This window comes from Providencia alcalifaciens DSM 30120 (genome assembly GCF_000173415.1).
In the GTDB taxonomy this organism is placed as follows: Bacteria; Pseudomonadota; Gammaproteobacteria; order Enterobacterales; family Enterobacteriaceae; genus Providencia; species Providencia alcalifaciens.
Genome location: NZ_ABXW01000046.1, coordinates 194,349 through 214,607, shown reverse-complemented (window position 1 = coordinate 214,607; position 20,259 = coordinate 194,349). Strand labels below are relative to the sequence as shown.

Annotated in this window: 16 protein-coding genes; 4 read left to right on the top strand and 12 right to left on the bottom strand. The window is 44.6% G+C overall.

From position 1 onward, the window contains the following. Both PROVALCAL_RS09170 and PROVALCAL_RS09165 read right to left on the bottom strand, forming a co-directional pair. On the bottom strand, window positions 1-462 hold the full coding sequence (locus tag PROVALCAL_RS09170) for a DMT family transporter (protein WP_006658935.1): 462 nt from the start codon (window positions 460-462) through the stop codon (window positions 1-3). 4 nt (window positions 463-466) lie between these two features. Then, window positions 467-919 (bottom strand): DMT family transporter, encoded by a 453-nt coding sequence (locus tag PROVALCAL_RS09165; protein WP_039861816.1) that lies wholly within the window; start codon window positions 917-919, stop codon window positions 467-469. A 98-nt stretch (window positions 920-1,017) separates the two neighbouring features. Between PROVALCAL_RS09165 and PROVALCAL_RS09160 the strand changes: the two genes are divergently transcribed. Further along, on the top strand, window positions 1,018-1,974 hold the full coding sequence (locus PROVALCAL_RS09160) for a LysR family transcriptional regulator (RefSeq protein ID WP_006658933.1): 957 nt from the start codon (window positions 1,018-1,020) through the stop codon (window positions 1,972-1,974). Between the two features lie 40 nt (window positions 1,975-2,014). Here PROVALCAL_RS09160 and brnQ read toward each other — a convergent pair whose 3' ends face one another. The 3 genes from brnQ to PROVALCAL_RS09145 all read right to left on the bottom strand — a co-directional run bounded on the left by brnQ (window position 2,015) and on the right by PROVALCAL_RS09145 (window position 4,921). Beyond that, window positions 2,015-3,346, bottom strand: coding sequence for a branched-chain amino acid transport system II carrier protein (gene brnQ / locus PROVALCAL_RS09155; RefSeq protein ID WP_006658932.1), 1,332 nt, complete (start codon window positions 3,344-3,346; stop codon window positions 2,015-2,017). A 221-nt stretch (window positions 3,347-3,567) separates the two neighbouring features. Next, a complete protein-coding gene (gene yidA / locus PROVALCAL_RS09150; protein ID WP_006658931.1) occupies window positions 3,568-4,377 on the bottom strand; it encodes a sugar-phosphatase in 810 nt (269 codons plus the stop codon). Window positions 4,378-4,537: 160 nt separating this feature from the next. Further along, on the bottom strand, window positions 4,538-4,921 hold the full coding sequence (locus tag PROVALCAL_RS09145; RefSeq protein ID WP_006658930.1) for a helix-turn-helix domain-containing protein: 384 nt from the start codon (window positions 4,919-4,921) through the stop codon (window positions 4,538-4,540). Between the two features lie 249 nt (window positions 4,922-5,170). On the opposite strand from PROVALCAL_RS09145, the gene mgrB reads away from it, so the two are divergent. After that, a complete protein-coding gene (gene mgrB, locus PROVALCAL_RS20160) occupies window positions 5,171-5,311 on the top strand; it encodes a PhoP/PhoQ regulatory lipoprotein MgrB (protein WP_006661584.1) in 141 nt (46 codons plus the stop codon). 186 nt (window positions 5,312-5,497) lie between these two features. After that, window positions 5,498-6,862, top strand: a complete 1,365-nt coding sequence (locus PROVALCAL_RS09135) for an amino acid permease (RefSeq protein WP_006658927.1) — start codon at window positions 5,498-5,500, stop codon at window positions 6,860-6,862. A 103-nt stretch (window positions 6,863-6,965) separates the two neighbouring features. Here the strand turns inward: PROVALCAL_RS09135 and pagP are convergent, their stop codons facing one another. Continuing rightward, window positions 6,966-7,541, bottom strand: a complete 576-nt coding sequence (gene pagP, locus PROVALCAL_RS09130; RefSeq protein ID WP_006658925.1) for a lipid IV(A) palmitoyltransferase PagP — start codon at window positions 7,539-7,541, stop codon at window positions 6,966-6,968. A gap of 453 nt (window positions 7,542-7,994) precedes the next feature. Between pagP and thiD the strand changes: the two genes are divergently transcribed. Then, complete coding sequence (gene thiD, locus PROVALCAL_RS09125; RefSeq protein WP_006658924.1) at window positions 7,995-8,792, top strand: bifunctional hydroxymethylpyrimidine kinase/phosphomethylpyrimidine kinase; 798 nt, start codon at window positions 7,995-7,997, stop codon at window positions 8,790-8,792. A gap of 336 nt (window positions 8,793-9,128) precedes the next feature. On the opposite strand, the gene trhP is transcribed toward thiD, so the two are convergent. The 6 genes from trhP to PROVALCAL_RS09095 all read right to left on the bottom strand — a co-directional run bounded on the left by trhP (window position 9,129) and on the right by PROVALCAL_RS09095 (window position 20,214). After that, window positions 9,129-10,505 carry a prephenate-dependent tRNA uridine(34) hydroxylase TrhP gene (gene trhP / locus PROVALCAL_RS09120; protein WP_006661587.1) on the bottom strand — a complete coding sequence of 459 codons (1,377 nt, stop codon included), beginning with the start codon at window positions 10,503-10,505 and terminating at the stop codon, window positions 9,129-9,131. A gap of 150 nt (window positions 10,506-10,655) precedes the next feature. Continuing rightward, complete coding sequence (gene baeR, locus PROVALCAL_RS09115; protein WP_006658921.1) at window positions 10,656-11,369, bottom strand: envelope stress response regulator BaeR; 714 nt, start codon at window positions 11,367-11,369, stop codon at window positions 10,656-10,658. Beyond that, window positions 11,369-12,766, bottom strand: a complete 1,398-nt coding sequence (baeS, locus tag PROVALCAL_RS09110; RefSeq protein WP_006658920.1) for an envelope stress sensor histidine kinase BaeS — start codon at window positions 12,764-12,766, stop codon at window positions 11,369-11,371. The genes baeR and baeS overlap by 1 nt, the downstream gene beginning before the upstream one ends. After that, window positions 12,756-15,848 (bottom strand): multidrug efflux RND transporter permease subunit MdtC, encoded by a 3,093-nt coding sequence (gene mdtC, locus PROVALCAL_RS09105; RefSeq protein ID WP_006658919.1) that lies wholly within the window; start codon window positions 15,846-15,848, stop codon window positions 12,756-12,758. Before mdtC ends, baeS begins: the two co-directional genes overlap by 11 nt. After that, window positions 15,848-18,964, bottom strand: coding sequence for an MdtB/MuxB family multidrug efflux RND transporter permease subunit (locus PROVALCAL_RS09100; protein WP_006658918.1), 3,117 nt, complete (start codon window positions 18,962-18,964; stop codon window positions 15,848-15,850). Before PROVALCAL_RS09100 ends, mdtC begins: the two co-directional genes overlap by 1 nt. Next, window positions 18,964-20,214: an MdtA/MuxA family multidrug efflux RND transporter periplasmic adaptor subunit gene (locus PROVALCAL_RS09095; protein WP_006658917.1), complete on the bottom strand. Its 1,251-nt coding sequence runs from the start codon at window positions 20,212-20,214 to the stop codon at window positions 18,964-18,966. The genes PROVALCAL_RS09100 and PROVALCAL_RS09095 overlap by 1 nt, the downstream gene beginning before the upstream one ends. Window positions 20,215-20,259: the final 45 nt, after the last annotated feature.

Genomic DNA, 20,259 nt, shown 5'->3' with positions numbered 1-20,259 from the left:
TTAATTTTGGGCACTAACCTTTTTGCAAGCTAGCTTATTGGGTGCATAGCGCACGCCAATAGCGGCAAAAATGAAAATAATACCCAGTAGCTGCACGCTTATTTGTTCTGGCAAGCCATGTTGCACAATGTCAATCACCACACTGGAAAGCACCTGACCACTTATCGCAAAAATAGTGGTGAGTGTTGCGCCCAGTAATGGCAGTATATAGCTGTTAATCATCACAAAACATGCCCCAATGACACCGCCAGCAAATGCCATAAGCGGAATATTCTCGTAACCAATTTTAAATGGTATTTTTGCGAACCACATGATAATACTCAGAAATAAAAAGCCCACAACATGATTAATAAGGGAAGCATAAAAGGCATTACTGACTTGAGATAGGCATCCATTAAGGCTGCGGCTCAGGATAATACACATGCCATTAGACAGTGCAATCATAATAAAAAACAGTAACATATATTTATCTTCCCATAATGATCAATGTTGAGCCAACCAGTAGAAATAACACCGTGAGATAATCCTTCTTGGCTATTTTTCGCTGGGCTAATCCTAAAAGTCCCATATGATCAATCAGTAATCCTGTCACGATTTGCCCTGTTAGCATCAATACAATTGAGCCTGAAAGTGAAAGTGGGCTATTGACAGTGATAGCCGCGAGTAACACCGTAAAGGCACCGGGGATCCCGCCGAGATAACTCCAGTGAGGTATTTTTTTAGCTGGCTTTCCTTTACCAAATCGTTTTTTCACGACCAACCAAATCAATACAGCAACCATACTGCCGATTCCATGGGTTAGCCAAGAGGCTTGTAACGGCGAGGTAAACGTAGACAAATAACTGTTGCTCATGATCATCAATGTCAGTAATACACCTGAAAATACAGCAACTAGAGAAAGCACAATATCTTTTTTCATTTTCATTAATACAGGACGAGTGATTGGCAAAGTATAGGGATTGTCAGCATGAAGAAAAACCGCTATAAAAGAAAAACTCTGTTTCCTAAGGATTGACAATGACTGGCGTGGATTATGCATTACTGCCCATTTTTATCGCGATTGTAGAGCAAGGCAGTTTAACTAAAGCTGCAGATTCCCTGCATATGACAAAGTCGGCAATCAGTAAAAAATTAATGGCGTTAGAGGCAAGTACAGGGATCCGCCTGATTACTCGCTCGACTCGACATTTACAACTGACAGAAGCTGGAGAGCTTTATTATGCTTACTTAAAAAAGGCTCATCGGGCTATTGATGACGGTAACGCAGCACTTTCCCGTTACAGTGGTGCGGTAGATGGAACCTTAAAAATCAGTGCGCCAACCGTTTTTGGTCATCTTCATCTGACGGCTCTGCTACCTGAATTTCTGAAATGTTGGCCGCAATTGAATGCTGAGCTCGTATTTGACGATAAGCTGGTGGATTTAGTCGGAGAGGGGTTTGATATGGCAATCCGAATAGGCGAATTAAAGGATTCCTCATTAGTCTCGCGAACCTTATCCCCCTGTCACAGTGTCTTGTGTGCTTCCCCCATATGGTTAGAAGAACATGGCAGCCCCCAGAACCTTGACGAATTAGCAGGACATAATTGCCTTTTATACAGTTATTATCAGGCGGGGCAAACATGGTTATTTACGCATCAGGGGAAAATGGTTCGATTTACACCCACAGGAAATTTCCGCGCAAATAATAGCTTAGCGTTGCACCAAGCTGCTTTACAAGGATTAGGTGTTTGCCAACTACCTCAATTTATCGCCGCGCCCGACATCTTGGCTGGGCGATTAATAACGGTACTACCGGAATACCATTTACCGCAGCATCATATTTATGCAGTTTATCCAAACCGAGAGTTTTTGCCTAAAAAGGTGTCAGCCTTTCTTGATTTCCTACAAGAAAAGTTGGGAAAAACAAGTGGCTATCAGAGACGGTATGAGCTGAATTTATCGCAAGATAAGAAAGGTGATGAAAACGCCTAATGTCAGCAGCATCCTAACATTAGGCGATTAACAATAAGCGTTAAGCTAAGTTTTGTTCAGCAATAGGCTCATCTTTAGCCATAAATTTACCGATAAACATCGAGAGAATAAACGCAATAATACCTGGAATTAACCAGCCCATACCTTGTTCAAATAGCGGTAAATAGGCAATGAGATGCGCTTTTACCGCACCACTGAGCAGTTCCATATTATTGAGCGTATCAAGCAAACTCATTAGGACCACGACTGCAACAGTGATGCCGTATGTAACGCGTGGTGAAGCCATAAATTTACGCGCAAATTGCAAAAATACGATGGTAATGGATGATGGGTAGATCATCAATAATGCAGGGATAGTGACACGTAATAAGGTATCGAGACCAAACGTCGACACAATGGTGGTTAGCATGGTGAAAAAGACCACCCAAAAACGGTATCCTAAACGGTGATGGAATGTGGCGAAATAATCCGCACATGCGCTGGTTACACCCACTAAAGTGGTCATACTGGCCAGCAAGACAATCCCACACATAATCCAAGTACCAACGGCACCAAATAATACATCAACATAACGAGAGAAAATTTGTCCACCGTTGGTTGCGGTATTGGCGACTTGCTCACTGGTTGCCCCTAAATAGAATAGGCAGATGTATAGAGCGGCGAGTAAGCTTACTGAAATCAATCCCGCTTTAATCGTAATTGTGGCAACTTGACGAGGTTCGGTGATTTGCTTAGAGGCTAGAGCGCGAGCGACAATTCCCCCAAATGCCATCGCAGAAAGCACGTCCATGGTTTGGTAACCATCGATCACACCGCCAAAGAATGCAAATTCTGCATATTGCTTAACTGGTGCATTCATTTCAGAAAGTGGGTCAAGGACGACAGCGATACCCACAACGACTAATAAAACCAGTAGAGCAGGAGTCATAAACTTACCAATCGCGCTGATCATTGTGCCTTGTTTTAGCATAAAGAACATCGAGGTAAAGTTAAAAACCAATGCGAAGGTGAGATGTGAAAACGTATTTTTTTCAGCAAAACCTAATGGTAGGAAGCCCATTTCAAATGCGGTATTGGTGACCCTCGGCATGGCGAAGGTGGAACCCACAATTAAATAAAGTGCAACCCAGAAGATCACGGCGACCCATTTGGGTAAGTCAACGGAGAGTTTTTCCCCTCGACCTTTTACGGCAACGGTAACGAGGGTTAAGAATGGTAACAAAACGCCCGTGATCAGAAACCCTAATGAAGTATTAAACCAGTCTGTCCCCGATTGATACCCTGCCATAGGCGGAAAGATGATGTTTCCCGCGCCTAAAAATAAGGCGAATACCATCATGCCCAGAATTAACATATCTTTAGTTGAAAACATTTAACTACCTGTTAGTGATGTCAGTTTTATTGTATTTGTCTATAGGTGACAATTTTTTTGAAAGACGCAGATAGTATCAAATTTGGAAGAGTAAGTAAGGCAAAGGATAAAATAGTTCTGAAGGGGGGATAGAGAATGGATATGCCAAAAAGCTAATGCAGAGGCATATCCAGCAGAATTGTATTTTTGTTTAGGGATTTGAGCTTTAAATGAGTGATTATCTAGACAATAAATTTATTTAATGCCACAGCAACACCATCACAATCGTTGGTTGATGTGACAAATTTCACTATTTCACGAATATGTGGTGCTGCATTCCCCATTGCTACCGAAACACTCGAATATTGTAGCATCGTGACATCATTATTCTGGTCACCGATGCTCATCACTTTATCTGGGGTTAAGGCGAGTTTGTCACACAGCACCTTCAGCGCAGAACCTTTACTGGCATCTTTATTCGAAATTTCGAGGAAATAGGGACTGGTTTTGATTAACGAATAATTTTCAAAGGTATTCTCAGGAATGTAACTGATACCCACATCGAGTTTTTCTGGGTGATCAATCATCATGATTTTGGTGAAACTGAGTGAGCTTTCCATTTCATTCACGGGACAATACACCAGTGGAGTATTGGTAATGTAAGCGTCATGAATGGTGTAACGACTAATGTGGCGATTGGCGGTAAACATCGTGTTATCTGCAAGTGCATGCATATGGACACCAACGTTACTCGCTAGCTCTGCAAAATATTGATAATCTGCGAAATCCAGCAGGTTTTCATATAAATGGCTGCCATCATTGGCTTGGTGGATCACGCTACCATTGTTACTGATACAGTAGTTATTGGCGGTGTCTAAACCAAGTTCTTGAAGGTAAGGCTGAATACCAGAATAGGGGCGACCCGAGGCGAGGACAATTCGAACACCTTGTTCATGGGCACGCGTAATGGCTTCTTTGACTACAGGGGAAATTTGGTGCTGCGAATTGAGTAATGTGCCATCTAAATCAATGGCGACCAGTTTGATTGACATCAACGCCTCCTAAAATAGAACTTTTACACGTACCTTACTCTGATTATCGAGAATGTAAATTATCGAAGAGGGCAATAAATAGATTGCTCAGTAAATAGGATGAGAATGCTCATGTTTTATCGCATTAAAGCTAAGGGCGGTTAATGCGCGTAAAACAAATTCACTCGTCATCCGTCGTAAGATGCAGCGGCTCTTTGATGTCCAATTGAATTTGGTCATTCTGCCGAAAATCAAACGGAGTAATGCCATACTCTTTGCGGAACATGTAGGTAAAGTGAGATTGGGAACCAAATCCAAAATCTAACGCGATATCAAAAATACTTTGGCTGCTATTTCGTAATAAATTTACTGCGCCAGCGAGTCGGCGTTGGCGAATATATTTACCTAAGGAGATCCCAGTGACTTCCTTAAAGATTTTTTGCATGTGCCAAAGGGAATACCCTGAATAGGCCGCGAGCTCTTCCAAATGGATGACTCTGCCTAAATGCTCTTCGATCCATTTACTTAGAGCATTAACAAGTGCTACGTGGTTATCTTGTGCCATCTCAAATTCATTCTTATTTTACGGTAACCGAAGTATACACAACTTCATTTCACCATGACAAAGGTTGGTTGTGCGGTATAACAGATTTGTGTATGAAAAACAGGCAATCCTAGCAAGTTATTTATCAATAGCTGCAAAAATGAACAATTGTTTTCTTGAAAACGATGAATTGCCCATTTTACACAAACTAATCATCGTAATATTGATTAATATTGGCAGATTAAGTGACTACTAAGAACCCCTATATTTATGCGAAATATGCTATTAATCATTATCATTGTGACCATTTGTGCTTTTTTATACCTACTGGCAATGAATAATCTCTGCGATCAAGGTGGTGATGACTTTCAGCTTGGGATCTGCCGAGTGACAGCTTTGTTACCATTTTGAGTTTGCATTTTAGAACGTCTTACTAGATATTAGTTTGTTATTATTTGGAAACATCGTAAGACAGGCAGAAAGCCAGCTTCACAGTGGTGTAATTGCGGGTGGAGTTCATGCAAAAATTCAAATAAACTTGCGTGATTATCACAACTGTGGACGATAACAAAAGCTAGAGGACGAAAAGGTAAAGATATGGCGCAACAGACGCTCAAGCGCGGATTGAAAAACAGGCATATTCAGTTAATTGCCTTAGGGGGCGCTGTCGGTACAGGGCTATTTTTAGGGATAGCAACCACGATTCAAATGGCAGGGCCGTCAGTTTTACTCGGGTATGCACTGTGTGGTTTTATCGCATTTCTGATCATGCGCCAGTTAGGTGAAATGATTGTTCAAGAGCCTGTTGCAGGGTCGTTTAGCCATTTTGCATTTAAATATTGGGGTGGTTTTGCTGGGTTCCTTTCGGGGTGGAACTACTGGGTCATGTTTATTCTCGTCGGAATGACTGAACTGACCGCCGCAGGTAAATATATGCAGCACTGGTGGCCTGAGTTACCTATTTGGGTTTCAGCGCTGGTATTTTTCATTGCTGTGAATGCCATTAACCTCATTAACGTTCGTTCTTACGGTGAAACTGAATTCTGGTTTGCACTGATAAAAGTGGTTGCCGTCATTGCGATGATTCTATTTGGTTGCTACCTACTCTTTAGTGGTCACGGTGGTCCCCAAGCTAAAGTTAGCAACTTGTGGGAATACGGTGGCTTTTTTGCAAAAGGGTATAATGGACTATTAGTTGCTCTAGCAATTATTATGTTCTCATTTGGTGGATTAGAATTAGTGGGCATCACTGCGGCAGAAGCGGAAGACCCAGACAAGAGTATTCCAAAAGCTATCAACCAAGTGGTTTATCGTATTTTAATTTTCTATATTGGTTCATTGGCGGTGTTGTTGGCACTTTACCCATGGGTACAATTGGATGGTAAAACCAGCCCGTTTGTTTTGATTTTCCATGAGTTGGGCGATTTGCTAGTCGCAAATGCGTTGAACGTGGTTATTTTGATTGCCGCACTGTCTGTGTATAACAGTGGCGCATATTGTACAAGCCGTATGCTGTACGGTTTAGCTCAACAAGGCAATGCCCCTCGATTTATGGCACAAGTGAACAAAGGCGGCGTACCTGTGATGGCGTTGATTGTTTCGGGGATTGCGACGTCTGGTGGTATTCTGATTAACTTTGTGATGGAAGGCAAAGCATTTGAATTGCTAATGTCCTTAGTGGTCACAACGTTAGTGCTCAACTGGATTATGATTTGTGTGTCTAACCTGAAGTTTAGAGCCGCAATGAATAAACAGGGCATTGAAACCAAGTTTAAGAGTATTTGGTACCCATTTGGTAATTACCTGTGCTTAGCATTCTTGTCTCTGATCTTAATTATTATTCTGACAATGGATGGGCTGCGTGTGTCGGTGCTGATTATGCCACTATGGATTGCAGTCCTGTGGGTAGGCTACCAATTCTCCGGCGCTAAAAAGCAAGGCATCGAAAGTAAAGTGTCATAACCTATTTGGTTAATCAAAGAGAATAAAAAAGCCGGTGATATTGAATCTACCGGTTTTTTTTGCGCTGCTTTTGGTGGTTAAATGAATCGTAGAAGCGAGTGGTTTACCACTGCCAGCGTAACCATGCAAATAGCACGTTACCATTATTGTAAGTCCCAGGAATGTAGGTAGCTTGAACAGACAGTTTGTCATATTCAATTGAGACTAACGGCAGCGGTGCAGGAAGCGGAATATAGCTGTACTCTTCACGAGCGGTAATCCCTAACGTGAAACCAGCCCCCATACGGAAGCCATCCATATCACCGGGGATCCACATTTTTTGGAAACCATATCCGACAATCGGTTCGACTTTATTATGAGAATCCATAAATGCCATTGCGTACAGTGCATGCCAATCATTATCTTCATCATAACGATATTTACCAATACCAAAACCCCATGGCTCTTCATTATAGGTATTGGTTTTTTCTTTATCGTACATAAAACGGTTATGCCAAGTGAAGAACGGGATATACAGCTCATACTTGTCAGAATCCCATGTGGTACTGACATTATTGGTGAATTTATCCCATAGACCAACTGACTGTTCTTCAGCCAATGCAGGTGATGACATGCAGATTGAAGCACCCAAAATTGCTGACGCGCTTACAACCAACTGTATGTTTTTATTAACTCTCATTGTAGATCCAATCTAGTTATATCTGATAAATAAGTAATGGTAGCCATTGACAATGATCACATCATTATCGCAATTGTAATAATTCTATTATCAATTATTTTAATAAAGATAAGCTAAATAAGACAGCAATAAATAGTTAAATTAGGATAATGACTATTGGGTGTGTTATTAAGCGTGAGAAATCAATTCACTAAACGGATAAGCTCGACTGAAAGGATTAACGTAATTCAATGATTAATTTAGTAAAATAAAAATTTGCATTTAAATGACAATTAATCGCATTTAATTTTTAAGTTTAATGGATCATTCGCTAGTAATTGGCATGGCATATGAGACAATCCATTTTAAGTGATTATATAATTAACTTAATGATTTTAATTAAGTTAAAAAAATAAAATAAACATAATATTACTAAGGTAAATTATCTTTCTGACGACAAAGGAGAGGGCATTAATGAGAGTGAATGCGTTAACGATTGCAGGAACGGACCCATCAGGCGGAGCGGGTATTCAGGCTGACCTTAAAGCCTTTTCCGCACTCGGTGCATATGGAACCAGTGTGATGACTGCGCTGGTGGCACAAAATACGCGAGGCGTTCAATCTGTTCATAATATCCCTCCTGAGTTTGTTGCTGCTCAATTGGAATCTGTTTTAAGTGATGTGCGTATAGATGCAGCCAAGATTGGTATGCTATCAAATCGCGATAATGTACATGTCGTTGCTGAAGCTTTGAAAAAAACACCTGTTCCCTATGTTGTACTGGACACCGTGATGGTCGCGAAAAGTGGTGACCCACTTTTATTACCGGATGCTGTAGAGACGTTAAGGTTGCAACTATTGCCGTTAGTTTCATTGATTACCCCCAATTTACCGGAAGCGGCAGTGTTACTGGATGAACCCATGGCACAAACCGAGCAACAAATGCGTGACCAAGGGAAACGGTTATTACAGTTAGGCTGCCAAGGTGTATTAATGAAAGGCGGTCACTTGATTGATACTGAAAGCCCTGATTGGCTGATCACGCCTGAAGGAGAATGGCGTTTCACTTCGCCACGTATTAACACTAAAAATACTCATGGCACAGGGTGTACATTATCGGCGGCATTGGCTGCATTACGACCACGTTATGCTGATTGGCAACAAACAGTCATTGAAGCTAAAGCTTATTTACAGGGCGCGCTTGAACAAGCAGACAGCTTAGAGGTTGGGAGTGGTTTCGGACCCGTGCACCATTTTTATCGATGGTGGTAAGGATATTAGGGGCTAGAAAAAAGAAATGGCTAGCTCAAGGGAGATTGAGCCAGCCAAGGAGGTGGTTCCTAGTCTTAATTTATGACTTTCTAGTTCTTCGTTTTCGAGAGTGACTATACGATATAGAATAACCAATTGATGTGATCTGTTGCATAAAATTGGATATTGAGTGCATTTTTTAGTGAGACTGTCAATAACGAGAATGATTCTCAACTAAAATAAAGCACAAAATGAGCGTTTTTTAGACAAAAACATAAGAAAAAGCCCACCGTCATCGACCATGGGCTTTTATTCAGAAAACGTGGTGAGTGGATAGCAAGCTACACTACCCGAAAATTACGCTTTTTCGACTTGAGCTTGATGAGGATCACGGGTTGTCGTTCCCGCCAAATTACGGATTAACAAACCAAAATTAACATCCACATCTTCAGGAATTGGTAGGTAAACCACATGCCCATTACCTGGCGCAACATCCACGGATTCGCCTTTACGGTTGGTCAATGAATCCAGCGTAAAGACAATATTACCCGCGGGTGTCATGAGCTCTAAGCTATCACCGACGCTAAATTTATTTTTAACATCGACTTCCGCTAAGCCATTCACGCGGTTACCCGTAAATTCACCCACAAATTGCTGAGTATCTGAAACAGAATAGCCATACTCATAAGTTTGGTAAGCATCATGGGTATGGCGGCGTAAGAAACCTTCGGTATAGCCACGGTGTGCTAACCCTTCAAGCGTAGAGAGCAGGCTCGGGTCAAATGGTTTGCCTGCAACAGCATCATCAATAGCGCGACGATACACTTGGGCTGTACGTGCACAATAATAGAATGACTTAGTACGACCTTCGATTTTCAGTGAGTGAACACCCATCTTAGTCAGTGTCTCGACGTGCTCAATAGCGCGTAAGTCCTTGGAGTTCATGATATACGTACCATGCTCATCCTCAAAGGCGGTCATGTATTCGCCTGGGCGCATCGCTTCTTCAATCATGTACACTTTATCAGTTGGCGCACCTTCACCCAGTGTAGGTGCAACATTTTTCACTGGGATAGGCTCATGCATATGCACGATGTTGCCCACGTCGTCTTCTTTACCTTCTTGGACTTTATATTCCCAACGGCATGCATTGGTGCAGGTTCCTTGGTTCGGGTCGCGTTTATTAATATAGCCAGAAAGCAGGCAGCGCCCTGAATATGCCATACACAGTGCACCGTGTACAAAGACTTCAAGCTCAATTTCAGGGACTTGCTGGCGGATCTCAGCAATTTCTTCCAAGGAGAGCTCGCGAGATAAAATGACGCGGGTTAATCCCATTTGTTTCCAGAATTTGACGGAAGCCCAGTTGACGGCGTTTGCTTGAACCGATAAGTGAATATCCATATCTGGGAATGCTTCACGCACCATCATGATAAGTCCTGGGTCGGACATAATGAGTGCATCGGGTCCCATTTCGATCACGGGGGTCAGGTCGCGAATAAACGTTTTTAGCTTGGCGTTATGCGGGGCAATGTTGACGACCACATAGAATTTTTTACCAAGTTCGTGGGCTTCGTTGATCCCTTTAGCGAGATTCTCATGGTTAAATTCGTTATTGCGCACACGTAGGCTGTAGCGAGGTTGACCGGCATATACCGCATCGGCACCGTAAGCAAACGCATAACGCATGTTCTTCAAGGAACCTGCTGGGGATAATAATTCTGGTGTAAACATGTTAGTTCTCAGTCTGATGTCAGGTCAGCACCATGCCGGATGGCATGGTGTAAAAATTCGAGGGTGGGGATTTTAACGCTAAATGCGGGGAATGCCAAATTTCCCTTGTAAAAAATATGGTTATAATTTTGTTACAAGGGAATGGCTGAATTAGATATCGTCCCAGCGATAGCCTAAACCGTAGATAGAGCGAATAAATGTTTTTTCGTTATCTAATGATTCCAGCTTACGGCGTAAATTTTTTACATGGCTATCAATCGTTCTGTCTGTCACCACACGGTGGTCGTCATATAAAATATCCAGTAATTGATCCCGAGAAAAGACGGTACCTGCATTATCGGAGAGAAATTTTAGCAGACGAAACTCCGCGGGTGTCAGTTCCAGTAATTTGTCACCGTAACGAACTTGAAAGGCATTTTCATCGATAATTAATTGGGTTCCATGGTGGTTTGCTGAAGTCGATGAGTGTTGACAGCGGCGCAAAATAGTTTTCACGCGAGCGACAACTTCTCGAGGACTAAATGGCTTACAAACATAATCATCAGCACCAATTTCTAATCCTAACAAACGGTCAATTTCTTCCGTTTTTGCTGTCACCATAATCACGGGGACGTCACTGAATTGACGCAGCTCACGGCAAACCGAAATACCATCAAGCCCCGGCAGCATTAAATCTAACAAAATGAGGTCGGGGAAATGTTTTTGGACATAAGGGATCACTTCATCTCCGCGCATCAGTAGCGCAGGGACATAGCCAGAGGCTTGTAAATAATCGAACAAGAGCTGTCCCAGCTTGGGTTCATCTTCAACAATCAAAACATGGGAACTATTTGATTCAGAAAAATTTTTCTCAGGCAAAGTCACTATTCAGTCTCCAAAGTCGCGATGGGAAGTTGAATGGTCACCTTCACGCCACCTAGTGTGGAAGGCGCCGCAGAGATAGTACCGTTATGCGCTTCGACAATATTATAGCAAATGGCAAGCCCTAAACCTGAACCGCCACTCGCACGGTTGCGAGATGCTTCAACACGATAAAATCGCTCAAAGAGGTGCTGACATTGTTCAACGCTAAGCCCTGGGGCACTGTCTTCCCATTCAATAATCAGTTGTTGATTTTGTTGCGTTACGCTAACGGCAATCTTACCGTGTGGATCCGTATAACGCAGACTATTTTCCATCAAATTATAGAATAGTTGGTTTATGCGGTCAGGGTCAGCAAAGAGGGGAGAATGGCTAGAAAACTGAGTGTTTAATGTCAGTTGTCTATCTTCCAAGCGCCATTTAGCTTGCCCTAAATTCATCTCAATAATGGGAATAATATCGATGGATTGCATGCGATATACCAAGGAACCGCGATCGGATAAGGAGAGCTGGTGTAGGTCATTGACAAGCTTGATCAGCGTCTGTGTTTCATTGAGTAATGAGTTTATGGTTTCTGGAGTCGCTTGGCGAACACCATCCTGCACGGCTTCAAGTTCACCACGTAAGACGGATAGTGGGGTGCGTAGTTCATGGGAGATATCGGCCATATAATCACGGCGCATCTGCTCATTTTTTTCGAGTGTGGAAGCTAGGTGATTAAAATCCTTGGCGAGCTGTCCCAATTCATCTTGACCAACCTCTGAAACCCGCGCACTGAAATCGCCTTTTGCTAATTGGTGAGTGCCTTCCAATAACCGCTTGATGGGCTTTAAGAATCCGCGAGCCAAAAAGAGGGTAACTAACAGTGCAACAAATAGCGATAATCCTGCAATTAGCCAGCTAATATGCATCTGTTGAGTATCGAAACGCTGGTCTAACTGATTACTGATGCCACTTTCATAGCTGGCAATCAGCCAGCCTACCGTTGTCCCTTGGCTAGTTTTTACGGGAACTCGGATCACTTGCTCTGGAGGCCGTTCTCGCCCCCAAATAAGGTTATCTTTAGCATCAAAAACCCAAAACATCCCGCGCATACGCTTATGTCCATGCCCTGGACCTGGACCTGGACTCTGATGTTGGTTATCAACATTGCGTAAAATACGGAAAAACATGCGCTCATCACTCGCAAGAAATCGCCAACTTCCCTCTTCCTCATATTGTTCAGCGAGTGCGGAGGAAAGTAGCTCAGCACGTTGTTGGTCGTTCTCTTTGATATAGTCAATAAAGCCGTGCTGAAACCCCATACGCACCCCTTGGTGCATTATTACAACCAGCAGCAAACAGGTGGCAAAAATCGCGATGAACAAACGGGTACTAAGGCTGGTAAGTTTAAGCTTCATGGGTTTTCTCCTGCACAGAATGCGCTGAACGTGAGAAACGCTGTCTTAGGCTATCGAAACTGAGATACACCACGGGGGTTGTAAATAGGGTCAACAGCTGGCTCATGATTAACCCGCCCACGATGGCGATCCCCAAGGGCTGACGTAGTTCTGCGCCGTCACCGGTGCCTAACATCAAGGGGAGTGCACCAAAAATCGCTGCAAGCGTGGTCATGACGATAGGGCGAAAACGCAATAGGCTAGCGCGTAAGATGGCTTCGCGAGCGGATAAGTGGGCGTTACGTTGTGCTTGGAGCGCGAAGTCCACCATGATAATGGCATTTTTCATGACAATCCCAATGAGTAACATAATCCCAATTAAAGCAATCAAGCTAAATGGCGTATCAAACAATTCAAGGGCTAATAATGCCCCCACGCCTGCGGAAGGCAGGGTGGAAAGAATCGTAAGCGGGTGAATATAGCTTTCATACAAAATACCTAATACCAAATAGACGGTGACAATTGCTGCTAAAATTAAAAATAACTGTGATTTTAACGTTTCTTGGAATACCTGAGCGGTTCCGGCAAAAGTGCCTCGTACGGTAGAGGGGACACCCAGTGATGTCATGGTTTTTTCTACGGCATCAATTGCATCATTTAAGGTATAGCCATCCGCTACGTTAAACGAGATGGTGGACGCGGCAGATAATCCTTGGTGATTCACACTCAGCGGCGCATTGGCGGGTTGCCAGCGTGCAAAATAGGAAAGGGGAATGGCGTCTCCCTGTTTGTTGACCACAAACATTTTATCCAGTGAGCTCACGTCTTGTGTATATTCGGGTGCCACTTCCATCACCACTTTATATTGGTTCATCGCTTCATAGATAGTGGAGATCTGTCGCTGACCAAAGGCATTGTTGAGCAGATTGTTCGCATCACGCACATCGATCCCCAGTTGCGCCATCAAATCGCGGTCATAGGTTAATGCCATCTCCGCGCCTTTATCTTCTTTATCGGAGTTCACATCGGTTAACTGAGGTAAATCCCCTAGAGCTCGGCGAATAGCGGGCTCCCATGAACGTAATGCATCCAGCTCATCGGCTAACAGGGTAAATTGATAGCTAGCTTCGGATTGACGTCCTCCCACGCGGATATCTTGCACGGGCATCATAAATAAGTTGGCACCGGGTTCTTTCGCCAGTTTCATGCGCAAGCGGTTAATCACGCTGTTAGCACTCTCTTTGCGCTCATCCAGTGGCTTTAAGGAGATAAACATAGAGCCACTGTTGACGCGGCTGCCGCCCGTAAATCCAGTGACGCTATCCACGGCAGGATCCGCTTTTACTTGCTGCATAAAGCTCGTCATTTTTTGCTTCATTGACTGGAATGAGATGCTTTGGTCTGCACGGACAAAACCCAGTAACCGCCCAGTATCTTGTTCTGGGAAAAAGGCTTTAGGAATTGAAATATACAGATAAACATTTAAACCAATAGCTGCAATTAATACGGCTAATACACTGCGTCGATGAGAAAGCACCCAATTTAACGTGACGCCGTAACTTTCTTGTAGCCGAATAAGCACTCGACCAAAGCCTTGGCGCTTAGCATTAACTTTATCACCTCTCTTTTTCAGTAAATGTGCACACATCATCGGGGTTAATGTGAGGGAAATGACCAATGAAATCCCAATAGCGGTCGAGAGTGTGATGGCGAATTCCCGGAATAAGCGCCCGACTAGCCCGTCCATCAGAAGTAAAGGAATAAACACGGCGACTAAAGAAATACTCATGGAGACAACGGTAAAACCCACTTCAGAAACCCCTTTAATGGCGGCAATAAAGGGCTTGCGACCATTTTCGATATGCCGTGAAATGTTCTCCAAGACCACAATGGCATCGTCCACCACAAAGCCGGTTGCAACGGTCAGCGCCATGAGTGATAGGTTATTGAGGCTAAATCCGCATAAATACATTGCAGTAAATGTGCCTATTAGCGAAACAGGCACGGCAATAGCCGGAATAAGCGTGGCACGACCAGAGCGTAAAAAGAGCAGCACGACGAGAATAACAAGCGCGATCGCAATCATTAATGCCCGTTCTACTTCCGCAAGGGAGGCTTTAATGGTCGGTGTTCTATCTTGTGCGACTTGAAGATCGATGGCGGCAGGGATCATGTCCTTAAATTCAGGTATTTCTTCACGAATGCGTTTTACAGTCTCAATGATATTGGCACCCGCTTCTCGACGAATAATAATGAGGATCGCAGGTTCACCACTGGACATTCCCGCAGCTCGTACGTTCTGTACCGAATCTTTTACCGTTGCCACATCACTGAGTTTAACGGCATTACCGTTACTGTAATGGACAATAATCGGGCGATAATCTGCTGCTTTTTTCAGTTCATCATTGGTCTGAACTTGGTATCGGTTATCTGGGTTATTGATATAACCTTGGGGTTGACGCACATTGGCGCTACTGATTGCAGAGCGGACTGCATCCAGAGAAACCCCTTGATTGAATAATGCCGTGGGGTTGAGTTCCACTCGTACTGCGGGCAGGGAGCCACCACCCACAGTCACTTCACTGACACCTTCAATTTGTGCAATACGTTGTGCTAAGCGTGTCGATGCCACATCGTACATTTCCCCAGTGCTTAGGGTATTTGATGTGAGCGTTAAAATCATAATGGGGGCATCAGACGGGTTCGATTTATAGTAACGCGGGCGGCTTGGCATGCCGCTAGGTAATAGGTTTTGCGCTGCATTCAATGCAGCTTGTACTTCACGGGCGGCATTATTGATATCTTTTGTGAGATCGAACTCTAAGGTTATAGTGGTACTCCCTAACGAGCTGCTGGATGTCATCTCATTTAAGCCTGCGATACTGCCGAGTGAACGCTCAAGTGGGGTCGCAATCGAGGATGCCATTGTTTCTGGTGATGCACCGGGAAGTGACGCTGACACTCTTATTACTGGGTAGTCGACCTGTGGCAGGGGCGCCACAGGTAAAAATAGAAAGCTCAATGCACCGCATAAGGTAATGGCAACACTGATTAAGGTGGTTGCCACCGGACGGCTGATGAATAAAGCAAAGAAGCGTTTCATTAAGACTCCTGTGCCTTGCGCTCACGACGATTAAAGCGATGGGCTAAGCGGTCAAACATCAGGTAGATCACTGGGGTGGTGAAGAGCGTCAAAATTTGGCTCATGATCAGTCCACCGACCATACAGACTCCCAACGGTTGGCGTAATTCCGCACCCACACCCGTGCTTAACATTAACGGTAATGCACCTAATAAGGCAGCCATCGTGGTCATCAAGATTGGACGAAAACGCAGTAAACAGGCCTGATAAATCGCATCATATGGGGATAAACCTTGTTCACGCTCAGCAGCAAGCGCAAAGTCAATCATCATAATGGCGTTCTTTTTCACAATTCCGATCAGCAAAATAATACCGATGATGGCTATTACATCTAGCTCATTTCCTGCCATCATTAAGGCAAGTAGCGCCCCGACCCCAGCGGTTGGCAGAGTGGATAATATAGTGATTGGATGAATAAAGCTTTCATACAGAATGCCCAACACGATATACATGGCGATGATCGCGGCAAAAATAAGCCAAACTGTGCTACTCAATGCCGCTTCAAAGGCGAGTGTTGCCCCTTGGAATTGCGTGGTGATGGATTTTGGCATGGCAATGTTTTTTTCTGCCAGCTTAACCGCGTTAACTGCGGACTCTAATGAAGAGCCCTCTGCGACATCGAAAGAAAACGTGACGGAAGGGAACTGATCAAGGTGATTGATGGCGAGAGGACCATAACCTTCTTGAATATTCACTAAGGTGTTGAGCGGCACCATGGCGCCATCCGTCCCTTTCAGGCGAATATCATTAAGTGCATCCATTCCATCACGGGTTTGGGTGTTATGCTCTAAAATAACGCGATACTGATTCGCTTGGGTATAGATAGTCGAGATCATGCGCTGGCCAAAGGCGTTATACAGGGCATTATCGATATTTGACATCGTAATGCCAAAACGACTTGCGGTATCCCGATCCACATTCACATAGGCGACTAACCCTTTGTCTTGCCAGTCACTACTGACATCCACAAGTTCGGGTTGTTGGTTAAGGGCGTCAATTAACTTTGGTACCCAAGTACTGAGCTCATCGAGGGAGCCGGCTTGCAGTGTAAACTGATACGGAGTACGAGAAACTTGTGTATCAATGGTTAAATCTTGTGAAGGTTGCAGATAGAGGTTTACTCCTGCAACATTGCTAGTGGCTTGCTGTAGGCGGGGAATAATGGTGGGTACTCGGTCATCACGTTGATCAAGGGGCTTCAATGTGATTTGAATACGGGCATTATTTAGCGTGGCATTATTGCCATCGATTCCCACATAGGTGGTGACGTTTTCAACGGCAGGGTCGGACAGAATAATTCCCGCCACTTCTTGCTGTTTTTTCGACATAGCCGCAAATGAAATGGATTGGCGACTCTCAATAGTGCCCTGAATAATACCGCTATCTTGCAGTGGGAAGAAACCTTTCGGGATCCACATATACAGCAGCACAGTCAGCACTAAGGTTCCTAGTGCGACACACAGTGTTAGCCATTGGTGGTTAAGAACGCGTTTTAACCATACTCCATAGCCCGCAATCATCCATTCAAAAAAGTGCTCGCAGGCGATTTCAAAACGGTTATGTTTATGTTGGGATTCGGGCTTGAGTAAGCGAGCACACATCATTGGGGTGAGTGTGAGGGATACCACGGCAGAGATCAAAATCGCCACCGCCAAGGTGATCGCAAATTCACGGAATAGACGCCCGACAATGTCTCCCATAAACAGCAGTGGGATCAGCACGGCAACCAATGAAAACGTCAGCGAAATAATGGTGAAGCCGATTTCTCCGGCGCCTTTTAATGCCGCAACGACAGGCTTATCACCTTGTTCAAGATAACGGGAGATATTTTCAATCACCACAATGGCATCATCGACGACGAATCCCGTTGCGATGGTGAGTGCCATTAACGTCAGGTTATTGACAGAGAAACCACAGAAATACATCACCGCAAAGGTGCCGACGAGGGACAGCGGCACGGCAATACCAGGGATCAATGTCGCGATACCATTGCGCAGGAACAGGTAAATCACCATGACTACAAGGGCGATGGCAAGCATCAATTCAAATTGAACATCATTCACTGAAGCGCGAATCGTACTGGTGCGGTCCGTTAAAATATCCACGTTGACGGAGGCTGGCAGACTTTCAATGAGCTCAGGCAGTAAGGCACGAATGGTGTCTGTGGTGCTAATGACGTTAGCGCCGGGCTGGCGCTGAACATTGATGACAATCGCTTGCTGGCTATTTGCCCATGCACCGAGGTAAGCGTTTTCTGCTCCTTGTTCGATAGTTGCAATATCACCAAGACGTACCGGCGCGCCATTTTGGAATGCCACAATCAGCTTGCGGTAATCATCAAGCGACTTCATTTGGTCATTCGCAGATAGAGTTACCGCACGAGTTGGACCATCAAAGCTCCCTTTTGCGGAGTTGACGTTAGCGTTATTAATCGCGGTACGAATCGTTTCACTATCTAGCCCTTTAGCCGCCATGGCTTGGGGATTAAGATTTACGCGGACAGCAGGGCGCTGCCCACCGGCTAAGGTAACCAAACCGACACCCGTTACTTGAGATATTTTCTGCGCAACGCGAGTTTCAATAATATCTTGTACTTGAGTCAGCGGCATGGCATCGGAGGTGACGGCTAACGTTAAGACAGGGGGATCCGCAGGATTCACTTTATTGTAAATCGGTGGATATGGTAAATCAGAGGGTAATAAGCTGGTGGCAGAGTTAATTGCCGCTTGGACTTCTTGCTCTGCAACATCTAAAGGGAGCGAGAGCTGGAACATGAGCGTGATCACCGACGCGCCACCAGAGCTGCGTGATGACATTTGCTGTAAGCCAGACATTTGACCAAATTGTGTTTCCAACGGAGCGGTGATCGCCGATGTCATGACGTCAGGGCTGGCCCCCGGATACAGAGTGACGACTTGGATTGTTGGATAGTCAACTTCGGGCAATGCAGAAACAGGTAAAAAACGGTAGCCGATGATCCCTGCCAGTAAGATTGCCACCATAAATAATGTGGTCGCCACTGGACGCAGAATAAAGAGGCGAGACGGACCTCCGCCTTTAAGGGATTCAGGCTGCATTAGGCTTTCTCCGCACTATTGCGAGGTTTTCTCTCTGCGGAAGCGGACTTTTTCTCGATGGATGACGCATTAACAACCTCCACCTTCGCGCCATCCGTGAGCTTATCAACCCCATCGGTGATGACTTTGGTATTGGCGGATAACCCACTTTCAATGACCACTTGCTGACTGTCTTGAATACCTACGGTGACAAGATGCTTCGCGACGGTACCTTCATCATTCAGAACCCAAACGTAGTGCCCTTCATTCCCCATTTGCAGGGCGGCGGTTGGGATAACGACTGCATTTTGTAACGTTTCTACTTGCATTTTGACGTTGACAAATTGGTTCGGAAACAGCTTTTGCTCTTCGTTGGTAAAGCGTGCTTTAATTTTGAGTGTGCCTGTTGCGGGGTCAATTTGGTTGTCGGTACTCAGTAATTCCCCTTGGGCAATCATGGCAATATTGTTGCGATCCCACGCTTCAATCAGCACTTTTTTACCCGCAGCTTGTGCTTGCTGTATGGCGGGAATATCGCCTTCAGGTAAGGCGAATAGAACGTCGGCAGGTTGTGTTTGGGTGATCACGACAATAGGGGTGGAAGTACCCGAAGAGATAAAGTTACCAACATCAACCTGTTTTAAACCCACCCGTCCAGCAATAGGGGCAGTGATTTTGCTGTAAGTCAGCTGCAGTTTGGCATTGTCGACGGCAGCTTGGTCAACTTTAACACTGCCTTCTGCCTGTAAAACCGTGGCACGTTGATTATCCAGCTCTTGTTGCGAAATGACTTTAGTACCTGCGAGTTTTTGGTAGCGAGTGAGATCTAAACGGGCATTGGCTAAGGCGGCTTTATCTTTTGCCAACTGACCTTCTGCTTGAGCGAGTTGAACCTCGAAAGGGCGAGGGTCAATTTGTGCTAATAAATCACCGGCTTTAACGGATTGGCCTTCAGTGAAGTAGATGTGCATTAACTGACCTTCAACGCGGCTGGTCACCGTCACCATGTTGGCGGCTTGCACGGTTCCTAAACCGGATAAGAAACGCGGAACGACTTTTTCTTGTGCCGTAGCAAACTGCACTGGGGCTAAGGGACGAGACGGTCTTCCACCTGCTTTTTTCGCTTGTCCACCCGGTGTTGCACTCGCTGTTGTTGGTACTTCATTTTGATTATTTTTATGGTAGACATACCACGTTGTAACAGCTACTGCGATTATCGCAATAAACAGGGCAGATCGAGTCCAAATTGTACGGCGTTTCTGTGTCGTCATGGTGGGTCATTCGCTTAACTCAAAAGAGTGGGTAAAATCCGTCAG